16 protein-coding genes are annotated in these 23,957 nt (G+C 32.5%); 15 read left to right on the top strand and 1 reads right to left on the bottom strand.

Going from position 1 to position 23,957, the window contains the following annotated elements; genetic code table 11:
* Positions 1 to 58 precede the first annotated feature (58 nt).
* Positions 59 to 1,936 carry a PAS domain-containing sensor histidine kinase gene (locus GJV85_RS07865; protein WP_207560843.1) on the top strand — a complete coding sequence of 626 codons (1,878 nt, stop codon included), beginning with the start codon at positions 59 to 61 and terminating at the stop codon, positions 1,934 to 1,936.
* Positions 1,937 to 1,941: 5 nt separating this feature from the next.
* On the opposite strand, the gene GJV85_RS07870 is transcribed toward GJV85_RS07865, so the two are convergent.
* Positions 1,942 to 3,099, bottom strand: coding sequence for a response regulator (locus GJV85_RS07870; protein WP_207560844.1), 1,158 nt, complete (start codon positions 3,097 to 3,099; stop codon positions 1,942 to 1,944).
* 94 nt (positions 3,100 to 3,193) lie between these two features.
* Here GJV85_RS07870 and GJV85_RS07875 point away from each other — a divergent pair, with 94 nt between their 5' ends.
* The 14 genes from GJV85_RS07875 (at position 3,194) to ppk2 (ending at position 23,918) form a co-directional block, all read left to right on the top strand.
* Positions 3,194 to 4,702 (top strand): response regulator, encoded by a 1,509-nt coding sequence (locus GJV85_RS07875; protein WP_207560845.1) that lies wholly within the window; start codon positions 3,194 to 3,196, stop codon positions 4,700 to 4,702.
* Positions 4,703 to 4,722: 20 nt separating this feature from the next.
* The gene (locus tag GJV85_RS07880) at positions 4,723 to 6,708 is read left to right on the top strand and encodes a sensor histidine kinase (RefSeq protein WP_207560846.1); all 1,986 of its coding nucleotides are present in this window, start codon (positions 4,723 to 4,725) and stop codon (positions 6,706 to 6,708) included.
* A complete protein-coding gene (locus tag GJV85_RS07885; RefSeq protein ID WP_207560847.1) occupies positions 6,705 to 7,121 on the top strand; it encodes a response regulator in 417 nt (138 codons plus the stop codon). The genes GJV85_RS07880 and GJV85_RS07885 overlap by 4 nt, the downstream gene beginning before the upstream one ends.
* Positions 7,118 to 9,028, top strand: coding sequence for a response regulator (locus tag GJV85_RS07890; RefSeq protein ID WP_242689769.1), 1,911 nt, complete (start codon positions 7,118 to 7,120; stop codon positions 9,026 to 9,028). Before GJV85_RS07885 ends, GJV85_RS07890 begins: the two co-directional genes overlap by 4 nt.
* Positions 9,029 to 9,038: 10 nt before the next feature.
* Positions 9,039 to 10,772 (top strand): EAL domain-containing response regulator, encoded by a 1,734-nt coding sequence (locus tag GJV85_RS07895; protein WP_207560848.1) that lies wholly within the window; start codon positions 9,039 to 9,041, stop codon positions 10,770 to 10,772.
* On the top strand, positions 10,765 to 11,976 hold the full coding sequence (locus GJV85_RS07900; RefSeq protein WP_207560849.1) for an ATP-binding response regulator: 1,212 nt from the start codon (positions 10,765 to 10,767) through the stop codon (positions 11,974 to 11,976). Before GJV85_RS07895 ends, GJV85_RS07900 begins: the two co-directional genes overlap by 8 nt.
* 3 nt (positions 11,977 to 11,979) lie before the next feature.
* On the top strand, positions 11,980 to 13,047 hold the full coding sequence (locus GJV85_RS07905; RefSeq protein WP_207560850.1) for a response regulator: 1,068 nt from the start codon (positions 11,980 to 11,982) through the stop codon (positions 13,045 to 13,047).
* 23 nt (positions 13,048 to 13,070) lie between these two features.
* Entirely contained in the window at positions 13,071 to 14,846 is a 1,776-nt protein-coding gene (locus tag GJV85_RS07910; protein WP_207560851.1) for a sensor histidine kinase, read from the top strand.
* An 87-nt stretch (positions 14,847 to 14,933) separates the two neighbouring features.
* Positions 14,934 to 16,910, top strand: coding sequence for a TonB-dependent receptor plug domain-containing protein (locus tag GJV85_RS07915; protein WP_207560852.1), 1,977 nt, complete (start codon positions 14,934 to 14,936; stop codon positions 16,908 to 16,910).
* A 14-nt stretch (positions 16,911 to 16,924) separates the two neighbouring features.
* Positions 16,925 to 17,458 (top strand): YfiR family protein, encoded by a 534-nt coding sequence (locus tag GJV85_RS07920; protein WP_207560853.1) that lies wholly within the window; start codon positions 16,925 to 16,927, stop codon positions 17,456 to 17,458.
* 9 nt (positions 17,459 to 17,467) lie between these two features.
* Positions 17,468 to 19,021 (top strand): sensor histidine kinase, encoded by a 1,554-nt coding sequence (locus tag GJV85_RS07925; RefSeq protein WP_207560854.1) that lies wholly within the window; start codon positions 17,468 to 17,470, stop codon positions 19,019 to 19,021.
* On the top strand, positions 19,021 to 20,862 hold the full coding sequence (locus tag GJV85_RS07930; RefSeq protein ID WP_207560855.1) for an HD domain-containing phosphohydrolase: 1,842 nt from the start codon (positions 19,021 to 19,023) through the stop codon (positions 20,860 to 20,862). The genes GJV85_RS07925 and GJV85_RS07930 overlap by 1 nt, the downstream gene beginning before the upstream one ends.
* Before the next feature lie 140 nt (positions 20,863 to 21,002).
* The gene (locus GJV85_RS07935; protein ID WP_207560856.1) at positions 21,003 to 22,937 is read left to right on the top strand and encodes a thioredoxin domain-containing protein; all 1,935 of its coding nucleotides are present in this window, start codon (positions 21,003 to 21,005) and stop codon (positions 22,935 to 22,937) included.
* Between the two features lie 45 nt (positions 22,938 to 22,982).
* Entirely contained in the window at positions 22,983 to 23,918 is a 936-nt protein-coding gene (ppk2, locus tag GJV85_RS07940) for a polyphosphate kinase 2 (protein WP_207560857.1), read from the top strand.
* Positions 23,919 to 23,957 lie beyond the last annotated feature (39 nt).

Raw genomic sequence — 23,957 nt, forward strand, 5'->3', positions numbered from 1 at the left:
ATAAGTTTAAGCTTATTTATCCTATAGTAGTTCAATAATTTTTCTTAGGTTGCTAACTATGTCTTCGCTAAATATTCTAGATGTTTTAATGAACTCAACAAGTATCAATGTTGTTATATATAAGGCTATTGAAGATAATAGCGACTTTGAATTTGTAGCGTTTAATAAAGGTGCTGAGATAACAGAGGGCATTAGTAGTAAAGCTCTCATTGGGAAGAGACTCACAGAGGCATTTCCAGGAGTTGAAGAGTTTGGTTTACTAAAAGTTCTTCAAAGAGTACATGAGAGTGGAGTAAAAGAGATTTATGATGATGGACTATATAGCGATGATAGAGTCTCTACTTGGAGATTTAATGAGGTCCAAAAACTAGAAGATGGTAACTTACTCGTCATATATCATGACAAAACAGAGAAAATAACTAATCAAGAGTCCCAAAAACTACTTAGAAGTTTCATTGAGCATAGTGCTGATGAAATCTATATGTTTGAACAAGATAGCCTACTCTTTACATATGCAAACCCTGTTGCTTTGAAAAATATCAGATATTCGCTCAAAGAGCTACAAAAAATGACTCCTCTTGATATAAAACCATATTTTGATGAAGAAAAATTTAGAGATCAAATCAAACCTCTTCTGAAAAATCAGCTAAACAGGATTGTATTTAACACAGCACACCAACGCAAAGACAGTTCAATATATGAGATAGAGGTTGCTCTACAATCTATAATTTATAATGGAGTCAAACAGATAGTCGTTATAGCGCTAGACCTGACTGAGCGTAAATTAAAAGAGAGTTTAGCGAAGCTTCAAAGAGCGGAAGAGATAGCCAACTTAGGTTTATGGGAATGGAATATTGAAACAGGTCAGACATATTGGTCAGATCAAATATATAGCATATTTGGCGAATCGCCACAAAATTTTGAAGTAACAAGAGAGACATTTTTTCACTATATTCCTAAAGAGGATAGGCGAATACTTATGGATGCATTAGAAAATGCCATTCAAACAGGTCAGGTTTACAATGTTGAGCATAAGATTAGACTAAGAGATGGAAGAATAAAGTACGTTAAGGGCTGTGGTGAAGTGATATATGACTCTTTAGGAGTTGCCAAAAAAGTAATGGGTTCAGTACTAGATGTAACAGAAAAAGAGACTCTTCTTGAAGAGTTAAGAGACCTTACACATAATCTCCAAGAAAAAGTTGAAATGGAAGTTAAAAAAAATAATCAGCAAACTATGCATATATTTCAACAATCCAGACTTGCTCAAATGGGAGAGATGATAAGCATGATAGCGCATCAGTGGAGACAACCTCTCTCTTCACTCTCAGCAATATCTTCTACACTTACCCTTGATATACTTACAGAAAATTACAACAGAGAATTTTTCACTCAAAGACTTGAAGATATATCAAACTTAGCACAACACCTCTCCTCTACTATAGATGATTTTAGAGGCTTCTTTAAAGAAGATAAAGAGAAAAACTCCACATCTTTTGAGCAAATGTGCTCTGAGTGTCTAAGTATTTTAGGCCCTGTTTTACAAAACGAAAATATTAAAATAACTAAAGAGTTTAGTGACAAATCATTGCTTTTCACTTACCACAATGAAGTGAAACAGGTAATTTTAAACATCATTAAAAATGCACAAGATGCCATCAAGGGGAACAACATAAAAAATGGAGAGATTCATATAAAAATAATTAAAGAAGATGATTACTCCATCATCCATGTAGAGGATAATGCCGGAGGTATTGCTGAAGATATTTTAAAAGAGATATTTAACCCCTACTTCAGTACAAAAAAAGAAAAAGATGGAACGGGACTAGGTCTTTATATGTCAAAAGTCATTATAGAGGAGCATTGTGAGGGAGAGATAAGAGCCCAAAATATAAACAGTGGTGCAAGATTTAGCATAAAGCTACCGATTCATTAAACGACTTATCCATACACTATAATATATTCAAATAACTCACCCTTGTTATTATGTATAAGTGTAATGTTTAGGTTAATATTTTCAGTATTGCCATCTTTCTTTTTGATGTTCATATTGATTTTTTTCTTTTTATCTCTACTACTCTGAAGTTTATTTAAAAAAGTGCTAAAAGTCTCTGCATCATTATGTAAAACATCACAAGACTCTCCTATAAGCTCATGTTTATTATAAGCAAAAAAGTCACAAAAGTTTTTATTTGCTTCTTTGATTACTCCATACTTATCTATCTTCATTACCATGTTTCTATCATTGAGTATACTTTTATACTGAGTTAAAAGTTGTTCTAAGCAGTGTACCTCATTTTTTTTGTTTGAGAGTTGTGTCCATAAGTTTATTTTTAGAGTAAACTCTTCAATATTAAATGGCTTATGTACAAAGTCAGATGCTCCACCTTTTAAAACACTACTTATAAGATCAGGATCATTAGTTCCTGATAAAATCATTACAGGTAAGGCACAGTGTTCAGGGTTATTTTTTATTCTCTGGAGTACTTTTAAGCCAGGTATATCTGGTAGTTCTAAATCGAGTATGACTAAGTCTATCTCACTATTTTCCAACATATCTAAGCCATCTTGAGCAGTTTGAGCTAAATAAAGCTGATAGTTTCTCACTTTTAAAATCATCTCTATCTGTTTTCTCACAAGAGAAGAGTCATCGATAACAAGTATGCTAAACTCCTTGTTAGCTTCAATACTGTTAATCATATCATCAATTTTATGTATAGATTTAATAAAGTTTTTATCTTTTAAGACATAATCTAATGCTCCAAATTTAAAAAGGGAGTTACGTATATCTACATCTTGTTCTGAGGTCAAGATTATTACTTTGGCGTCACTATGTGTTGTAACAGCCAAAAAAAGCTTTTCACCATATGCATCTGGTAGATGTAAGTCAAGGACTATAAACTCATATACGTTCTCTTTAAGTAGTTGCATAGCCTCTTCTAAACTCAGTGCTTGCATACAATCATATCCAAGTCCATCGAGCTCTTTTTTTATAGCGTTGTTTACAAATTCAGAGTCTTCAACTAAAAGAACATTTGATTTTTTTGTACTTTTAGAATTATATTTATTGTTACAATTCACAGATGTATTTGAAGACATAATATACCTTTAAAGAATTTTTAATATTCTATACCTTTACTCCTAAATAATTCATTAAGTTAATTTTATCTTATAAGTGTGCTATAATAATTTCATGAAAGAAATGATAGAAAACATCAAAGAATTGACCACTGGCATGACACTCTTGTATGTTGAAGATAATGCTGGTCTTCGTGAAAATATGTCTAAACTACTCACAAAGATATTTGCAAACGTTATTTTAGCCCAAGATGGCGAAGAGGGTTATAAAAGCTTTTTCAAACATAGACCAAACATCATTATAACCGATATCAACATGCCCAATATGAATGGTTTTAAGATGATTCGTAAGATTCGAGAGGCTGAGCCTGAAGCCAAAGTTATTATCCTCTCCGCTCATGATGAGAAAAAGCATCTGCATATTGCCATAGAGCTTGGAGTATTTCGCTACTTACATAAGCCAGCTAAACTCCCTGAGCTAGTTAAAACTATTCATAGAGCAGTGACTTCCATACATAAAGAGGAGCAGAGACGCATTTTTTTAAGTCAAATGCAGAGTATATTTAACTATCAGAACAATATAGTTGTCATGATGAATAAAGAGAAATTTACACTCACAAATCAACGATTTTTAGAATTTTTTGACGTAGATGATTTAGAAGATTTTAATAAAAAATATAAAGATATGGACTCTTTGCTTCTAAAACATGATGAATTTTTATATACAAATGAAAAGCTAAACTGGCAGCAGTCTGCTATGAGTAACCCTGGAACACTATTTCATACAAAAATAAAAAACTCCAAAAATGAGATGCGTCATCTAATCTTAAAGTCTAGAGAAGTGCCTAACAAAACTGGTTTTTATGTTCTCTCTTTTGACGACGTTACTGAGTTAAACCTTATGGGACTTTTTGATAAGAACTCTACTATGGATGACAAGGCGCTCCAAGATAAGAACTCTATTTTATCCTTTATGAAGTTAGTTAAAGACAACTCTTCAGAGGTAAAGATACACAACTTCTATAAGGGCTTAACTATTATTAATCCTGCAGTTATATCTAAACTAACAGAGGATGAGATAAGCTTTAAAACAGCGTATTCTCAACTAAAGATTGTTCAGTTAACAAAGTTTATGACTATAAGTTCTGAAGCATTTCCTAAGAGCATCATCTGTAAATCTATAAAGAGTGTAGATGCGGATAAACAGACAATAGTTATAAATGATTTTCAATTTACACACCGAAGCTCAGCAGATAGAGAGCACATTAGACTCGAAGCAGGTAAAAAAGAGCGATGTACTCTCTTTTATAAAGATATAAAATTTATTGGTGATGTGAAAATTGTTGATTTATCTGAGGTTTCTGCAAAAATATCTGTTGATGCACTTGTTCCAGGCTTAGGTCTGGAGAGTAAGCTTAAATTATCTATGAATTTGCCAGTATCAAGATCACAAATCTCTATAACAACCGATACAACTGTTTACAGAATAGATGAGAATGTTCGTACATTTTATCTCGTTCTCCTGTTTGATTTAAACACAAAAGAGAAAGATAATATGAAAGCTTATATAGCAAACCGTCAAATGGAGCTCATTCGAGAGTTTAAACAGCTTAATATTTTATAGATACCGTAGGGGAAGATATAATGAAACTCAAGTCGCTGCCAATATCCTTTAAACTTGCTCTTGGTTTTACGCTAATCACTTTTATGACAATTGGAATTGCCATATATAGCATTGTTGCGTTAAAAAATCAAAGAGAGTTTTTGGGGAAAATGTTTCATCACCCCTATACCGTTAGCAATACACTCAAAGGTCTGCAGATTGATATACAAGAGATGTCCCTAACTGCTCACAATATGTTAAATATTCAAGACAAAGCTAAACTCAAGATGATACAAGAGAAAGTTTATTCCTATGATGATGGCATATATAAAAAATTCGAAATTATTAAAGATAAATATCTCGGTCCCAAAGAAGAGATAAATCAACTAATCTATCAATACCAACAGCTTAAAATTATACGAGCCGAATTCATCAGACTCATAAATGATGACAAACCTATAGAAGCACGAACATTTATGTTAGAAGTAGGCGTAGTATATAAAGCACAATTAAATAAGGCAGTTAAAGTTCTCAGTAATTTTGCTGACAATAAAGCTAATGAATTTTTTCATAACGCAGAAGATACTGAGAAGTCTACAATATTCTACTTGAGTGTCTCACTTGTTATAGCGACTATTTTAAGTCTAGTTATTGGCGTTTACACTATTAGAAGAGTAGTCTCCCCTATCACAGAGCTTGTTGATACCACAAATAAAATTATTGATGGTGAGATAGCTTTTGAAACTAGTGCAAGAGTCAAGCACCTATTAAGAAGAGATGATGAGATAGGTAAACTCTTCAACTCTTTTGACAAACTCATGAAGTACCTACTACTCCCTTATCAAAATATTATCAGTAACAAAAGACCTTTAGTAGAAAAAACTCTTGAAGTGCAAAGACTACTAAACTCTTTTGACAAGTACATTATCGCTTCTAAAACCGATGTACGCGGTAATATCATCTATGTAAGTAGAGCTTTTATAAAAAACTCTGGTTACTCTAAAGAGGAGTTAATTACTCATAGTCATAACGTAACCAGGCACCCTGACATGTCTAAAGAGTTCTATAGAGAACTATGGAAAACCATCAAAAAAGGAAAAGTTTGGACAGGAGAGATAAAAAACAAAAAAAAAGATGGAACATTTTTTTGGACACGCACTGTTATATCTCCTGATTATGATACAAACCGAGTTATCATCGGCTATAACGCCATAAGTGAAAACTTAACTATTTCAAAGGCCTATGAAGAGCTCTCCCTAACTTTAGAGGAGCGAGTCAAAAGTGAAATAGAAAAAAATGAGAAAAAAACTGCCTTTATCATCCAGCAATCTCGACTTGCTCAAATGGGTGAGATGATAAGTATGATAGCACATCAATGGAGACAACCTTTAGCCTCTATATCAGCTATATCTAGTACTTTAATGCTCGACGTAATTATGCAAAACTATAAAGAAGAGTTTTTTCAAGAACGCCTAGAAGCTATTGGTGAACTATCCCAACACCTCTCAAGTACCATTGATGACTTTAGAAACTTCTTTAAAGAAGACAAGCAAAAAGAGAATATCTTACTTGATACTATCATCAACTCATGCATTCATGTAATTGATACAAGTTTAAAAAATAAAGGCATAAAATTAATACTAGAGACAGACGAAAGTATCGTTCTTAGTACATTTTCAAATGAGCTTAAACAGGTAATTTTAAATATTTTAAAAAATGCAGAGGATGCTTTGGTAGAAAAAAACATAAGTGATGGTATAATTATAATTAAAACAATCAAAGAAGCTTCAAACGCCATAATCACTATAGAAGATAATGCAGGTGGATTACCTGATGAAATAGTAGATAAGGTGTTTGATCCTTACTTTAGTACAAAAACACAAAAAGATGGAACGGGGTTAGGTTTATATATGTCTAAAACAATTATAGAAGATCATTGCGAGGGTGAAATAAGCTTACAAAACAGTACTATTGGTGCCTCTTTTGTCATAAAATTACCATTGAGCGATACAAAGGAGTTATCATGAGTACTCCAATGCAAGAACTTCTAGAGTATACTAAATCTACAAGATTGTTATATGTAGAAGATAACGAAGAGGCTCGTCGTTTTACACTTGAGCTCTTAAGTCGTTTTTTTGATGATATTATTATCGCACAAAATGGCCAAGAGGGTTTGGATTTATTTAAAAATGAAAAATTTAATTTAGTTATTACAGATATAAATATGCCTATAGTCGATGGTCTTACTATGTCTGCTATCATTAAAGAGATAGACAATCAAATGCCTATTATAGCTCTCTCTGCACATAATGAGAAAAACTTCATCGCCTCAGCTGATGAAATAGATATTGATGAATATTTAACAAAACCGCTAGAACTTTCTAAACTCATAACAACTCTTACTCTCGTCTCAAAAAAGCATAAAGATAAAACACAATGATAGAGATATCTAAGAGTGCCCTACTTGTTGAAGATAGTAAAACTATCCAAGTTTACTTAGCTCAACTATTTTCTACATTAGACTACAAACTTAAAAGCTCTTCAACACTTCTAGAGGTTAAAAAGGTTATACAATCTACAGAGGGTATTGATATCGCATTAGTGGCGTTAGATTTGAGTTCTAAAGAGTCTGAAGCTATTGTACAATTTCTTATTAAGCAAGATATCTCTGTTATTTTGTTAAGTGGTTTAGAGGATGAGTCTCTAAAACAAAAACTTCTTAAACAGGATATTGTTGACTATATAGAAAAGGAGTCCCTCTCTAACCTAGCTATGCTTAAAGAGTTACTGGTACGATTAGAGATTAACAAAAAAGAGACTATTCTCGTAGTTGATGACTCCTCTTTGTATAGAGCTTTGATCTCCAAACTCCTTAAACGCCACAATTTTAAAACTCTTGAGGCTGAGGATGGAGATGAAGCTCTACTTGTTTTAAAACAAAACCCAGATATTAACTTAGTGGTTACGGATTATGAGATGCCTAACCTAAATGGCTTAGGACTTATAAAAGAGATTAGAAAAGAGCATAGTATCAACGTACTCCCTATTATAGTTATCTCTTCACTTGATACAGCTACAACTATAGTAGATTGTCTTAAGAATGGTGCGAATGATTATCTACATAAACCTTTTAGTAATCAAGAGTTTTACTCTAGACTATACCTTACACTCTCATATAAAGAGAATCTACAAAATGCTAAAGAGCAAAAAGATATATATGAAACTCTTTTTCATGAATCTTCAAATGGCATACTTTTAATGAAAGGGGAGAAGTTTATTGACTGTAATGAGGCTGTACTTAAAATCTTAAAACTTGATACAAAAGAGCAACTCATAGGCCATACTACCTATGACTTTTCACCAGAGTTTCAACCAGATGGAGAAACGTCAAAGTATAAGTGTGAGCAGATATATAAAACAGAGCTTGAGCGTTTTGAGTGGCAATACTTACAATCTGATGGAACTCCAATATGGATAGATGTAATACGTACAACGCTAATCATAAAAGGTGAAAATATCGTACATGTTGTTTGGCATGAAATATCTCACATGAAAAAGTTAGAAAATGAGCTTGCACTTTTGAATAAATCACTAGAAAAACGGGTACAAGAGGAGATACAGAAAAACTCTTTACAAGCATCACATATGATTGAGCAGTCTCGTCTAGCTCAGATGGGAGAGATGATTAGTATGATAGCACACCAGTGGAGACAGCCTCTATCATCTATATCTGCCATTTCAAGCACATTAAATCTAGATATCATAATGGATAACTACAATAGTAACTTTTTTCAAGAGAGACTAGAGTCCATAAATGATTTATCCCAACACCTCTCCTCTACGATTGATGATTTTAGAGGTTTTTTTAAAGAGAACAAGGAGATGGAGGAGTCTACTCTTAGTACAATAGTCGAGAGTACTCTTCAAATCATAGGTTCTACGTTAACAACCTACTCTATAGAACTTACACAAGATAAAATAAGTAATCAAAAAGTTACTACATATGTTAATGAGCTAAAACAAGTAATCTTAAACATTATAAAAAATGCTGAAGATGCTCTAATGGAGAGTGACACTACAGATAAACGTATATCTATAAATAGCTATACACAAGAGTCATATGCTTACATAGAGATAGAGGATAACGCTGGTGGAATTGCTGAAGATATTATTAAAAATATTTTTGATCCTTACTTTAGTACTAAAACAGAAAAAGATGGCACAGGCTTAGGACTATATATGTCTAAAACTATCGTAGAAGAGCACTGTCAAGGTAAGCTCTCAGTACTTAATACTCAAGATGGTGCAAAATTTTGCATCAAAATACCAATAAAACCAACAATATGAGGATACCACAATGAATCAATCAATACAAGAGTGTATTTTGTACTCTAAAGACCTCAGGTTACTCTATGTTGAGGATAACAAAGATGCAAGGACCTTTACTCTTGAGTTACTCAATCGTTTTTTTACTGATATAGCTATTGCCATAGATGGAGAAGATGGGCTAAAGCAGTTTAAAGCTTCAGAATTTGATCTTGTAATTACTGATTTAAACATGCCAAATATGGATGGCATTGAGATGTCAAAAGAGATGAAACGCATAAACGAATCAATATCAATCATCATCTTATCTGCACATAATGAAACAGACTTCTTTATTTCAAGTATACAGTTAGGGGTCGATGGGTTTTTACTCAAACCATTAGAGTTGTCTCAATTTGCACAAACTATGAGCAAGGTTGTAGAAAAGATTCACTTAAAAAAAGAGGTAAAGCTCTATCAGACTGAGCTAGAAGACTCAAATAAAAACCTTGAACAAAAAGTGCAAGAGAGAACTAATGAGTTAGAGTATAAAGTTTATCATGATGATTTAACAGGCTTGAAAAATCATACTGCTATGATGAAAAAAATAAATAACTTTACCTTTGAAACACTTGTTTTAGTAGACATAGCTGGTTTTCAAAAGTTTAATGACCTCTATGGGCTCAGTGCTGGTAATACTATTTTAATAAAATTTGCAGACTCTCTCAATGAGTTCAATGCTCAAAAAACATATACTCTATTTCGCGTATATAGTGATGTTTTTGCAATCTTATATGCATCTCAAGAGATAGAAAACGATCATAGCGACATAGATATACAGAGACTCATCGACTCTTTTAAAAAGTTTAAAGTTTACATAGAGGAGATTGAGGCTGAAGTTGATATTGAGACCACTATTGGAATCGCTATAAATCAAGATAACCTTTTTGTAAAAGCTGACATGGCCCTAAAACATGCGAAAAAACTCAAAAAGCAAGCAATCATATACTCAGAAGAGATTGACACATCTAAGCAACTACTAAAAGATATGCACTGGAAAAATGAGATTCAAAACGCAATATCAACTGATAATATCATTCCAGTATTTCAAGGCATTGTCGACATAGATGGTAATGTAATAAAATATGAAACATTAATGAGACTCACACAGTTTAGTAATAATGAAGAGAAGCTAATCTCTCCATATTTCTTTTTAGAAGCCTCTGTAAAAACTAGACAGTATGACAAACTAACGCGGATAATCGTTGAAAAAAGCTTTGAGTTTATGAGTGGAAAAGGTATTGATTTTTCCATTAACCTCTCATTTGAAGACCTATCAGATCCGCTTCGTGTTCAATTTTTACATGACCAAATAGCAAAATACGAGATTGGAAACAATCTAATAATGGAAGTTCTAGAGAGTGAGGTAGTTAGTGATTATAAGATGGTAGCAGATATATTAAACAGTTTTAGAGAGAGTGGCGTTAGAATTGCCATTGATGACTTTGGTTCAGGTTACTCAAATTTTGAGCATATACTCAGACTAAATCCAGACTATCTAAAAATAGACGCATCCCTCATCAAAGAGGTGGTAACTGATGAAAAATCTTTTACTCTTGTAAAAGCAATCGCAGAGTTTTCAAAAGAACTTGGCATAAAAGTTATAGCGGAGTATGTAAGTTCTAAAGAGATATTTGACATACTCAAAGAGTTGTCGATAGACGAATACCAAGGTTTTTACTTCTCAATGCCTTCAAAAGGATTGGAACTCATAAGAGATGTATAACATAGACGACATCAAGCATTTTAAAAAAATGTGTAGCGATATATCCATACTAATGCTAGATGATGAAGTCATTATAACTGATGCTTACAGCGATGTTGCAAGTCGTTTTTTCAACTCCATAGATATTTCTAACAATCCTGCAGAAGTATTGAAAGCTTATACATCTACTAAATATGACATTATATATACAGATATCAATATGCCAGGGATAAATGGCGTTGAACTCATAAAAGAGATAAAAAAGATAAACCCAAAACAGAAATTTATAGTTATCTCTGCAAGTGATGAGTCGGATAAACTTCTTGATCTCTTAGCTCTAAATGTATCAGGCTTTATTGTCAAACCATTTAATCTACAAAAGTTTATAGACATAAGTATGGACCAGGTCTCCATTATATTACAAAGTCGTATAATGAAAAAAGAACTACTCACAGTTACTAAAGAGAAAGAAGAGCAGCAAAAAATGCTTATCCAGCAATCTAAACTAGCCCAAACAGGTGAGATGATTTCTATGATTTCTCATCAATGGCGTCAACCACTTTCATCGATAACTACGGTTATTGCAGGACTAAAAACCAGACTTCAGTTAGGTCTATATGAGCAAAAAGAGAATCCTCTAGAAGCGATGACAAACGACTTCACAAAAGCTTTTGACAAAATAGAAACTTCGGCCAAATTTTTGTCTAAAACGATTAATGATTTTAGAAACTTTTATCGTCCCAATAAAGAGAAAAGTTTTTTTAATGTTTGTAGTGCGATAGAAAATGTATTTGAGATGATTCAAGTTACTAGCCATGACATCACAACTAATATAGAGTGTATAGATATTGATGGAGCGAGCATTACTAGCTATGAAGGAGAATTGAAGCAAGTCTTTATGAGTATCATTAATAATGCTATTGATGCATTAAAAGAAAAAAGTATTAAAAATAAAAAAATATCCATCTTTATAGTAGTTAAAGAGAATAATATTGATGTTTCTATTATTGATAATGCTGGTGGAATTCCCAATGAAATTATGGAAAATATATTTTTACCATACTTCTCAACAAAAAATGAAAAAAATGGAACGGGACTTGGCCTACACATGGCTAAGACCATAATTGAACAACACCTACAGGGCTCTTTAAGTGCAAGGAATTCTCAAGAGTTTCAAGGTGCCGAATTTTTAATAACTATACCAAAGAACTTAACTCAAGGATAGACTATGCCAAATATCAAAGATTTACTAAAATATACATCTCACTTATCAATACTCTATGTTGAAGATGACGACACTCTACGAGAAGAGACTGTTTTTTTGTTTGAGCCATTTTTCAAATCCATTGATACTGCAGTTGATGGAGTTGATGGGTTAAAAAAGTACAATGACAACTATTACGACCTTGTGCTCACTGACATTAATATGCCAAACATGAATGGTATAGATATGATAAATAACATCAAAGAGATAAACCCTGAACAAAAAATCATGGCTATCTCCGCACACAACGAATCTGAGATACTTATTGAGCTTATTAAGGCTGGAACAAATAGTTTTATCTTAAAACCAATCATTCAAAATGAGGTTATCAATGCTCTTTACCCAGTATGTAGAGATGCTTATACTCAGGTTTTAAACTTGGAGCTTATAGATGAGATTACAGATAAAAATAGTGAACTTGAAAAGCAGATCAAATTACTAAACTCTAGAAATAGTATCATTGATGTCAAACATAAACAGGTTGAAAGTCTTCTAAAAACAAGTACTCAACCAAAAGATATAGAAGTTAAACAAGAGAGTGCTTCACTCTCAGCATATTTTGCACAAGACGAATGTGAAGGTGAAGAGAACGTACTCTTTTTACAAGATCATGTTCATGATATTCTAGAGTACTTTGAAGAGATAGAACAGATACTATCTACCATTGTGATGTTTTCCGACGAAACCGATGTTTTAAAAATCAGTGAAAAACTATTTAAAATTTCTACTATTCTCTTACATTACTCTCCATACCTAAACTCACTCTCTACCGCTTTTAGTGAGTTGGCCACTGCTATGCAAGAGCATAAAGATGACTTTTTAAATCTTTTAAGAACTGATGGCGATAGTCTTTTAGTCTTATTTGATGCAGTATATTTAGATATGGATAGATATACAAAACGCTTTAGTGTAGAGAGCCTAGCTATGAGAAACTCACACCATATACATGAACCTACAGTCTTAAGTATAAAGCAGATAGTTTCACTCTTTGTCATAGATCATTTTGAAGATGGTGAAATAGAGTTTTTCTAGTTTATTTTAAAATAGGACCATAAATGTTTTCATTAAATAAAATTCGCCTTTTAATAGCTCTATTTTTTGCTACTGCATATTTTCTTATCTACTTTGCTACTAGTTACAAAGAAAAAGAAGAGATTAACCTTATACTTGAGCAGCAGGTAAAAGACCTTAAAAACAGTTACTACATGACCCAACGTGTTTTTGGGGACTTAAGTGACTGTTTATATAGCATAGTATTAAACGAAGAAGAGATTACTGAACTTTTATATAAGGCAAAACACTCCAAGACAGAAGATGAACGTGCTAAAGTACGTAAAGCCTTATACAATAAAATGCAACCCTACTTCAAACATTTTTCTAATTCTGGTTTAAAAATCATGGTCTTCTCTTTTGAAGACAATATAGCATTTTTGAGGGTACATAAACCAGAAAAATATGATGATAGTCTTTCGCCTGTGCGTTATAGCTTTGAATATGCCAACAAAAACAAAAAACAAGTTCGTGGGTTTGAGCAGGGAAAAATTTCTCATGCTTTTAGAAATCTGTTTCCAATCTACCGTGGCGATGAGTACTTAGGGAGTGTAGATTTTGGTTTTTCATCTGAAATAATGCAAGAGAATATGACATCAGTTCATAAAATAGACACTCACTTCATTTTAAATAAGGCACTTTTCGAAGCCAATGTCTGGAAAGACAAAAACCAAGTCAACTATATCCAAAGCATTGAACATAAAGATTTTCTTTTTGCTCTAACACCATCTCAAAAAAACAGTAAATTTAAAAAAGAGAAGATAGAACTTAACAAATACCTAAAAGATCAAATAGCTAAAAATATAGACCATCAAGGTCCATTTTCACTCTATCACGATTTTAATGATAAGGTTATGATTATCTCCTTTATACCGATTAAAAATATAAAAGAGAAAAAAACAGTGGCCTATATGGTCTCATACACTACTGATGCATATCTAAAAAACCTAATTGATGGAAACTATTATATAAAAATTATATTTTTTGTTGCTCTTTTTATAGTCTCATATTTAATTTTACATATATCTTTAGAACGTTTCAACTTGCAAGTACGTGTCAATAAAGAGGTTGAGAAAAATAAAAAACAGCAAGACAAACTACTTATAAAGTCTCGTATGGCCCAACTTGGAGAGATGATAAGTATGATAGCACATCAATGGAGGCAACCCTTATCATCTATTTCTGCAATCTCATCTACACTAAGTCTCGATTCTATGATGGATAACTATAAAAAAGATTTTTTTATTAAAAGATTAGATGATATTAGTGAGCTTGCTCAACATCTCTCTTCTACAATAGATGACTTTAGAAACTTTTATGAACCAGATAAAAAATCTGTTGATGTCTCTTTAAATAGTGTGATTGAAAAGGCTCTAAACATTATAAAAGATTCATTAGCTGCTGATAAAATAGAAATAATAAGAGTGACTGATGGTGATATAACAATAAGAGTTTATGAAAATGAACTTATACAAGTAGTCTTAAATATTTTAAAAAATGCACAGGACAACTTTAGAGAAAAAGGTACTACTAATCCTAAAATAACAATAACTATAAAAGGTAATACTATAGATATTTGCGATAACGGTGGAGGCATCCCTGAAGATATTATCCCAAATATATTTGATCCCTACTTTTCAACAAAATCTGAACTCAATGGTACCGGTTTAGGTCTTTATATGTCAAAAATAATTGTTGAGGAACATCATGAAGGTAATCTCTTTGTAAAAAATCAAGATACTGGTGTATGCTTTATAATTAAACTAAATCTAGTAAATTAATTTTAAAACAATTATTTATTAAAGAAAAATATGTTAGAGTCCTTGCATATATGCTAAATAATTATATTCTGCAAAGGAATCTCAGTTATGATAAATAGACTCTCCTTATCAATAATAACTACTATGCTACTTTCAATAGGAGCTGGTGCTACCGACATAGATGAGTTGTTAGACTTAGATCTTGAAGAGTTGTCAAATATAGAAATAACTACAGTATTTGGTCCATCTAAGACCACGCAAAAGATAACTGATGCTCCAGCAAATATAACTGTAATTACAAGCCAAGAGATTAAAACTCGCAATTATCGCTCATTAGCTGAAGCACTCTCTACTCAGAGTGGTTTTTATACCTCCTATGATAGGGACTATACATACCTTGGCGTTAGAGGATTTAGCTCGCCAGGAGACTACAATAGTAAGATACTTACGCTCATTGATGGTCAACGTGTAAATGAAAATATCTATTCATCTTCAATGGTTGGTCCTGTAACGCATATTGATATGGACTTGATTGACTATATAGAAGTTATTCGTGGACCTGGTTCAGCCATTTATGGTTCTAGTGCTCTTTTTGCAGTTATAAATATAGTAACTAAAAGTGCTCAAAAGTTTCAAAATGGTGAAGCTTCTCTCATGGTTGGTAACTATGGTACTGATCAAGAGAGAGTGACTCTCTCGCATCTATTTGATAGTGGCAATGGCCTTTTACTCTCTGCTACTCGTTTTCATTCAGATGGTGATAACGACCTTTACTTCAAAGAGTTTGATGACCCTACTACAAACGGTGGACATGCAAAAAATATTGATAGTACTGATGGATATACACTCTTTTTAAAGTCAAATATTAGTGATTTTAAAATTGAAGCTCTTATGTACTCCCGTGAAAAAACTGTTCCAACTGCAGCATGGGAATCAATCTTCAATGAAGCCATAATAAGTAAAGATAGACATGGCTATGTAAACTTAGCATATAAGCACTCTTTCTCAGATGAATTGAAAATTAGCACATCCTTAGCTTATAACTATTATGACTTTATAGGAGATTACATCTATGAAGATGGTGGTCTAACACTTTCAAGAGATGAAGCGCGAGCACAATGGATAGATGGTAATGTTGATGTAAACTATAAACAGAGTGATAGTTTAGATTGGCTACTCGGTCTCTATCTTATGGAATCTTTAGAAGAAAAACAAGTCTATCTCTATGATAATGTAACAGATATAGATACAGATAACCCTATTAATTATTATGCATTTTATCTACAAAACATTTATAAACCAACCGAAGATCTATCTTTTACTCTTGGTCTTAGATATGACAACTATGAAACAATAGGTTCTCAGATCTCTCCAAAAGCATCTCTTATATACTCATTTTCACCAGTTTCTTCACTCAAACTAATTTATGGAGAAGCCTTTAGAGCACCAAACTCTTATGAGCTCTACTACAACGATGGTGATTTTACAAGTAAGGCAAACCCAAATTTAAAAGAAGAAAATATAAAAAATTATGAAATAGTTCTTGAGCACTACTTCTCCACAAATCACTCATTTATAGTAAATGGTTTTTATTATGAAATGCAAAATTTAATCCAACAAACTACTGACGCTTCTGGTATTTTATTTTTTGATAACCTTGATAAGACAGAGTCTAAGGGTTTAGAGTTAAGTCATAAGTTTATGTTTACAAATGGCATAAAGAGTTCACTTAACTATACATACCAAGAGACTACAAATAAAGAAACAGGTGTTGTCCTAGTAAACTCTCCAAAAGATCTTGCAAATGCAGTTGTAACGATTCCGTTTCTAAGTAACTACTCTACATTTTTTGCACTCCAATATGTCGGTGAAAAGAAAAATCCAAATGGTGATATACTTGATGATTACACTCTTATGAACTTGGGTTTAAATGCATATGATGTAGTAAAAGGACTAGACTTCTCAGGAACTCTCTATAACCTTTTTGATACAAGCTACTCAAGTAGTGGTGGAGAAGAACATGCCCAAAAAGAGATTATTCAAGATGGCATCACTTTTCGAGTAAAAGCAACATATAAATTTTAGGTATAAACAACAAAATGATAACAAAAATATTTTTACTTTTTATCACTAGCAGCTTATTTTTAACACCATTAAGTATGGCTGATGGAGCAAATGTAAAAGATATTAAAGTTGCCTATATTTATAATTTTATTAGATATATTAACTGGCCAGATTCACATTATCATGATGATTTATTTCATATATGTGTACATGAAAAATCAGACTTAATAACAAACCTTGAAGTCCTTGAAAAAAAGTCTGTAAAAAGTAAACCAATTAAACTGATCTTAATTTCAAATAAAACAGAGAAACTCGCTAGATGTGAAGTCCTAGTTTTACCAAAACTCAATCAGCAAGAGTTAAAAATGTACACAGACTATGCAGCCCCATCAAATATACTTACCATTTCAGATACACAAGGGTATGCAAAATTAAATGTTATGATAAACTTAATTGTTTTAAATAATAAAATTAAATTTGAGGTTAACCTTCATGAGGTTGATACAACACAACTTACTATTAGCTCAAGTCTTTTAAAACTTGCTAAAATAGTTAAAAACGAAGAGTAAAGTAATGATATGTTAGATAATCTATTTCACTATTACAGTAACCTCTCTATAGCAAAAAAGTTAAGATTTACTGGAATTATCACAGCTTTTTTTGCTGGTTCTTTTTCTATTGTTCTAATCTTTTTTTATCAGTATAGCAATCAAAAAGAGTTCTTAAAAATAGAGACTGAGGTCCTAGGTAAAATTGTAGCTCAAAATATTTCATCGGCAGTTCTATTTAATGACCAGGAGTTCATGTCAACTTCCTTAAAATCTTTGATATATCAAAAGAGAGTGAAACATGCTTATGTCACTGATAGTAAATTTAATACTATGACTTCTTACCACCATTCTAAAGAAGCCGTAAAAGAAGAACTGCTTCAACGTCTTAGTAAATCTAACAACTCTTTATGGGACTCTCAAAATCTATATATAAAAATACCTATCAGTGTTGATGAAAATATAATTGGCTTTTTGATTCTTGTCTCTTCTTTAAATGAGTTTATAGAGTCTATGATTCAAGAGATGCTTGTAATTATTTTCATTGTAATTCTTGCTATGATAGTATCTTTTAAGTTAAGAGTGAGACTGATTGACTCAATACTAATACCTATAGCAAGGTTAAATGAAAGTACCCATAAAATAATTCAAACAAAAAACTTAACAACTAATGTTGAAATCTATAATAACGATGAGATTGGAGAGCTAGCAACTAACTTTAACCATATGATTAACACTATACAAATCTCCAACGAAAAGCTAATTGCTAATAATGAAGAGTTAGAATCTAGAGTTAATGAGAGGACATCTGAACTACAAGAGTTAAACCTAGAACTAGACCAAAGAGTAAAAAATGAACTACATAAACGCCTAGAACAAGAGCAGATACTCATTCAGCAGTCTCGCTTTGCTGCAATGGGTGAGATGATTGGAAATATTGCTCATCAATGGAGACAGCCTCTGAATGCTCTAGGACTACTTCTACAAAACTTAGAAAACGCATATGAGATGGAGATGCTTGATAAAGAGTATATAGACCGTACTATTGAAAAGGGAAATCGCCTTACAGGGACTATGTCTCAAACTATTGACGACTTTAGAAACTTTTTTAAACCAAACAAGGACTCTGTGACATTTACTATCTCTTCAAGTTTAAAAAGTACTTTAGAGATGCTTCGTTCAAGTTTTGACAATAGTATAATTAGTGTTCATCAAGATATTGATGAGTCTGTAAATATCATGGGTGTTCCAAGTGAGTTTTCACAAGTTATTCTAAATATTTTAAATAATGCCAAAGATGCTTTAGTCGAAAATAGGCTTGATGATAGGCAACTATATATAAGAGTATTTGATGATGAAAATAGTGCCTATCTAGAGATTGAGGATAATGCTGGTGGCATACCATCAGAGTTACTTGAGAAAATATTTGACCCTTACTTTACAACAAAAGATGAAGGTAAGGGAACGGGAATCGGCTTATATATGTCTAAGACAATTATAGAAAACAATATGCATGGTACACTAAAAGTTAAGAATAATAAAAATGGTGCTATTTTTAGCATACAGATAAAAAAGAGTATTTAATGAGTATAGATAATTTAAAAGATTTCACTATTTTATATGTTGAGGATAATAGAGACATATCTGAAGAAGTAGCATATATGCTACAAAGGTATGTTAAAAAACTCTATGTAGCATACGATGGTAAAGAGGGGTTAGAAGCCTTTTTAAAAAATAAACCAGATATTATCATAACAGATATACAAATGCCAATAATGAATGGCTTAGATATGATAGAGATCATTAGAAAAACTAACACTGAAGTCCCCATTATAGTCACAACCGCATTTAATGAATCTGATTATCTTTTAAAAGCTATTGAACTACATGTTGATGCTTACCAGGTTAAGCCTATTAAAATGAAAATGTTAATAAAAAGTTTAAATAAAGTAATTGAGCCTATAGTTCTTCGTGAGCAGGTCAAGCAAAAAAATGAGCAAATATCTGAAAATAACCACTATTTAGAACAGTTTAAAAATATAGTTTATGAGGCATCGATTTTCTCCTCTTCAGATAAAAATGGAATAATTACAGACATTAACAAGAATTATGAACTCATTTCAGGTTATACACGCGAAGAGATGATAGGTAATCCTCATACTATACATATGGACGATAGTGTAGAAGCAGAAATATATCAAGATTTACGTGACACTATACAAAGTGGTAAGATTTGGAGTGGAATGATAAAAAACAAGAGTAAATCTGGTAAACCTTACTATGTAATTACTGAGATTGGTCCTATCTATAACAGAGATGGCTCTTTTAAAGAGTACATAGGTATCAGAAATGACGTAAGTGAACTAGAAGAGTATAAACTTCTTCTAAAAAATGAACTTGCTAAAACAAGTAACAATCTTGAAGAGACCATAAACTATACAAATCAATATGAAAACGCCATTAATACAAAAACAGCTATTCTCAAAACAGATACTATGAATATTATCACATATGCAAATGATAGTTTTTGTGAACTAAGTGGCTATAAAAGAGAAGAGATATTGGGACATAACTGTCTAGAGATGCGTCATAAAAAGCATCAAGAAACTCTAAATTGCGAGCTAAGAAGAGAGCAACTCTCTAAAAAGAAACTAGTAGAAGAAATTTTAACCAATATCAAGAAAAATGGGGATGAATATATTGTCGACAACCTCTTTTATCCTATTGTTAACTTAGAGGGAGAAGTTGTAGAGCACCTACAAATCATGTATGATATAACAGAGTTAATGCAACTCAATCAAGAGATAATTGACACACAAAAAGAGGTAGTACTCACAATGGGTGCTATTGGCGAAACAAGAAGTAAAGAGACAGGTCTACATGTTAAGAGAGTAGCAGAGTACTCCTACTTACTTGCAAGACTTAGTGGACTGAGTGAAAAAGAGGCATCCTTACTAAAACAAGCTTCTCCAATGCATGATATAGGAAAAGTTGGAATTCCCGATAATATTTTAAATAAGCCCGGCAAACTCACTGATGAAGAGTTTGAAATTATGAAGACACATGCTGAGATAGGTTATGAAATGCTAAAGTACTCTAAGAGAGCTATTTTAAAAGCTTCAGCAACTGTAGCCTATACACATCATGAAAAGTATAATGGAACAGGCTATCCAAATAAAACCATAGGCAAAGATATCCATATATATGGTCGTATTACAGCTATAGCAGATGTATTTGATGCTTTAGGACATGATAGAGTTTATAAAAAAGCATGGCCACTTGAGGATATCTTAGAGTTGTTTACCAAAGAGAGAGGCAAGCATTTTGACCCTGATTTAATAGATCTATTTTTTGAAAATTTAGAGAAGTTTCTTTCCATCAAAGAGAGGATGAATGAAAATATATCACTTGCCACTATTGATTAGAAAATTGGTGTTAAGTAAAATGGATAAATGATTAAAAATAATAAGCTAAAATCAAAATCCTACTTTATTCTTTAAGCAAAACATCATCAATATTCCCCTACCCTACAGAAATTGAAAAAAATAATATTAAAGAACTTAAAATGTCAAATAGATTAGAAAAAGAAGATAGCCCTTACCTCCAACAACATAAAGAAAGTCTCGTTGATTGGTGGCCTTGGTGCGATGAAGCGTTTGAAAAAGCGGAAGCTGAGAATAAAGCGGTTTTTATATCAATAGGTTATAGTTCATCTCAACTGTGTCATGTAATGAAAGAAAAAGTTTTTAATAACCAAGAGTGTGCAGATATTTTAAATGAAAACTTTATCTGCGTTAAGGTTGACCGCGAAGAGAGACCCGACATAGACAAGTACTATCAAGAGGTACATCAACTTCTAAACAGGCGTCCAGGTGGTTGGCCAACTTCTATCTTTTGTACACCAGAAAATAAACCATTTTTTGCAGGTACTTACATTCCAGCTGAGTCTAGTGAAACTAGTATTGAGGGAATGGGCTTTAAAGCACTCTCTTCACTCATAGCTACTAAAATAGCCCAAAATGATAAAGAACTTTTTGAAAACGCTGATGAAATAGAAGACTTTATAAATAAAGTAAATCATCCAACAGAGGCGACCAAACTTAAAGAGGAGTTCTATAAGAACTTCATGCTTCAAGCAAAAAATAATTATGAGCCAAAAAATGGCGGTTTTTCTCTTTCTCCGAAATTTCCACACGCCTCAACTCTCAATACTTTAATGACAATAGATAGACTCTACAATGATAAAAGTGCAGCTTCAATGGTAAAGCATACACTTGATTCAATGATGAAGGGTGGAATATATGACAGGGTTGATGGTGGTTTTTGTCGCTATAGCACGGATGAGAAATGGCTTGTACCTCACTTTGAAAAAATGCTCTATGATAATGCCCTACTTTGTGGCGTTTACACAGATGCCTATCTTACATACAATGATGAGAGGTACCTACAAATTTCAAAAGAGTGTGCAGACTTTTGGCATAACTATATGAGTGAAGATGATCTTTTTTACTCAGCAAGCGATGCGGATATCAAAGCAAAAAAGGGATCTTACTTTGTCTATACGTATGATGAAGTTCATTCACTTCTAACTAATAACAACTATGATGATATAGAGAGTAAGCTAGAGACTATGGGCGTTACTAAAGAGGGAAACTTTGAAGGAAAAAATATAATCCGTTTTGAAACAGATAACACTCCCGTATGGTATGTAGACGTAAAAGCCGACTTACAAAGAGTCCGTGCAAAACGCGACTACCCTTTTATAGATAAAAAAATTCAAACTTCTTGGTCCTCTATGATGATTAACTCTCTCTTTAAACTAGGTAGCATAGACTCAAGTTATATGCAAAGAGCTGTAAAAAGTCTAGACAAACTACTTGAGACTATGTATATAGATGGCGCTTTATACCATACAACGCTTATTCATAAACAGCCAAAAGTAGAGGCTTTTTTAGAGGACTACGCTTATCTTGCGCAAGCACTTATAACCGCGTTTAAACATACCGGTGATGAGCTTTATCTCATAAACGCCCAAAGATTTGCAAATAAAGCACTAGAAGAGTTTTACGACAAAGGAACTTGGAACTTTAGTAGAGGTGATTTCATAACTAAGGCTGAGACGTCCGATAACACTTACATAAGTTCAATAAGTATCATTATAGATGTTCTTATATCTTTAGGAACACTTCTTGATGATGAGAAATATACTCATTTTGCATTTAAAACTATGGAGTATAACTCTTATGAGTTAGGGCGTAAACCTATCTATTTTCCATATATGCTCACTCAAGTTATCAGGTACCTAAAGGGTGATAGAATTATTAAATCTAATCAGGACAACTTAAAGAACAATACTTACGAGTTAGCAAAGCTCAGATACCCTTTTGTACATTATCGCGCTTCTGAGGATAAAGACTTTATGATATGTGGTGATAAAAGCTGTTTTTCATTTACGCAAGATATAAATGAGATTAACAGACTCATTACAAACTCTTTTTAATAATTCATGCTTTATAATAGTTACAGATAATTACAGGGAGTCACAATGGGTTCAAAAAGAAATATGATTGATGATGAGTTAAGTGAAGATTCTAAACTTGAAGAGATTGTTCATGAAGATAGAAGAAAAGATAAAGATGCCAATAAAAAAGAGTCTGAAAAACGTAACAAAAAAGGTACTAAGAAACGGGTAGCTGTCTGGGTAAAAGATGAAGTTTTACAGTATGAAAGTGAACTTAAAAAACTTCAAATTGAACTACTAAAGATGCAAAACCATATCAAAGAGACGGGACAGAAAGTTTTAATGATATTTGAAGGACGTGACGCTGCTGGAAAAGGTGGTACTATAAAACGTATAACTGAGCATCTTAATCCTCGTGGAGCAAGAGTAGTAGCCCTTGACAAGCCTAGTGATGTTGAAAAAACACAGTGGTACTTTCAGCGTTATTCTCACTATCTACCATCTGCAGGAGAGATAGTCCTTTTTGATAGAAGTTGGTATAACCGTGGTGGTGTTGAACCTGTTATGGAATTTTGTACGCAAGAAGAGCATAAAGAGTTTTTACATGAAGTTCCAGAGTTTGAAAAGATGCTTATAAACTCAGATATTATTATATTTAAGTTTTATTTTTCTGTTTCAAAAAGTGAACAGAAAAAACGTTTTGACAAAAGACGAACAGATCCACTCAAACAGTATAAACTTTCACCTGTAGATGAAAAATCTCAAGGTCTTTGGGACAAATACACTATAGCAAAGTACTCTATGCTTCTTGCATCACATACTGATCATGCGCCTTGGACAATAATCCGTTCAGACAATAAGAAAAAAGCTCGTATAAACTGTATAAAACATATACTTGACAATATTGAGTACCCTACAAAACTCAAGAAAAATGAGTTTATAGCGGATGATGAGATTAGAATTTATGGTAATGATGAGATAAAAATTATGGAGACTGAAATGTCTTTAAAAAAAAACTAAAGGAGTAAAATATGAAATCAATAATATTCTTAACACTCC

The organism is Sulfurimonas aquatica (genome assembly GCF_017357825.1).
GTDB lineage: Bacteria > Campylobacterota > Campylobacteria > Campylobacterales > Sulfurimonadaceae > Sulfurimonas > Sulfurimonas aquatica.

Bases quoted from the DNA above. Each gene is read 5' to 3' on its own strand.
- GJV85_RS07900 (WP_207560849.1), top strand. From the start codon at position 10,765: ATGTATAACATAGACGACATCAAGCATTTTAAAAAAATGTGTAGCGAT.
- GJV85_RS07880 (WP_207560846.1), top strand. From the start codon at position 4,723: ATGAAACTCAAGTCGCTGCCAATATCCTTTAAACTTGCTCTTGGTTTT.
- GJV85_RS07895 (WP_207560848.1), top strand. From the start codon at position 9,039: ATGAATCAATCAATACAAGAGTGTATTTTGTACTCTAAAGACCTCAGG.
- GJV85_RS07915 (WP_207560852.1), top strand. From the start codon at position 14,934: ATGATAAATAGACTCTCCTTATCAATAATAACTACTATGCTACTTTCA.
- GJV85_RS07865 (WP_207560843.1), top strand. From the start codon at position 59: ATGTCTTCGCTAAATATTCTAGATGTTTTAATGAACTCAACAAGTATC.
- GJV85_RS07885 (WP_207560847.1), top strand. From the start codon at position 6,705: ATGAGTACTCCAATGCAAGAACTTCTAGAGTATACTAAATCTACAAGA.
- ppk2 (WP_207560857.1), top strand. From the start codon at position 22,983: ATGGGTTCAAAAAGAAATATGATTGATGATGAGTTAAGTGAAGATTCT.
- GJV85_RS07935 (WP_207560856.1), top strand. From the start codon at position 21,003: ATGTCAAATAGATTAGAAAAAGAAGATAGCCCTTACCTCCAACAACAT.
- GJV85_RS07905 (WP_207560850.1), top strand. From the start codon at position 11,980: ATGCCAAATATCAAAGATTTACTAAAATATACATCTCACTTATCAATA.
- GJV85_RS07870 (WP_207560844.1), bottom strand. From the start codon at position 3,099: ATGTCTTCAAATACATCTGTGAATTGTAACAATAAATATAATTCTAAA.
- GJV85_RS07890 (WP_242689769.1), top strand. From the start codon at position 7,118: ATGATAGAGATATCTAAGAGTGCCCTACTTGTTGAAGATAGTAAAACT.
- GJV85_RS07925 (WP_207560854.1), top strand. From the start codon at position 17,468: ATGTTAGATAATCTATTTCACTATTACAGTAACCTCTCTATAGCAAAA.
- GJV85_RS07930 (WP_207560855.1), top strand. From the start codon at position 19,021: ATGAGTATAGATAATTTAAAAGATTTCACTATTTTATATGTTGAGGAT.
- GJV85_RS07920 (WP_207560853.1), top strand. From the start codon at position 16,925: ATGATAACAAAAATATTTTTACTTTTTATCACTAGCAGCTTATTTTTA.
- GJV85_RS07875 (WP_207560845.1), top strand. From the start codon at position 3,194: ATGAAAGAAATGATAGAAAACATCAAAGAATTGACCACTGGCATGACA.
- GJV85_RS07910 (WP_207560851.1), top strand. From the start codon at position 13,071: ATGTTTTCATTAAATAAAATTCGCCTTTTAATAGCTCTATTTTTTGCT.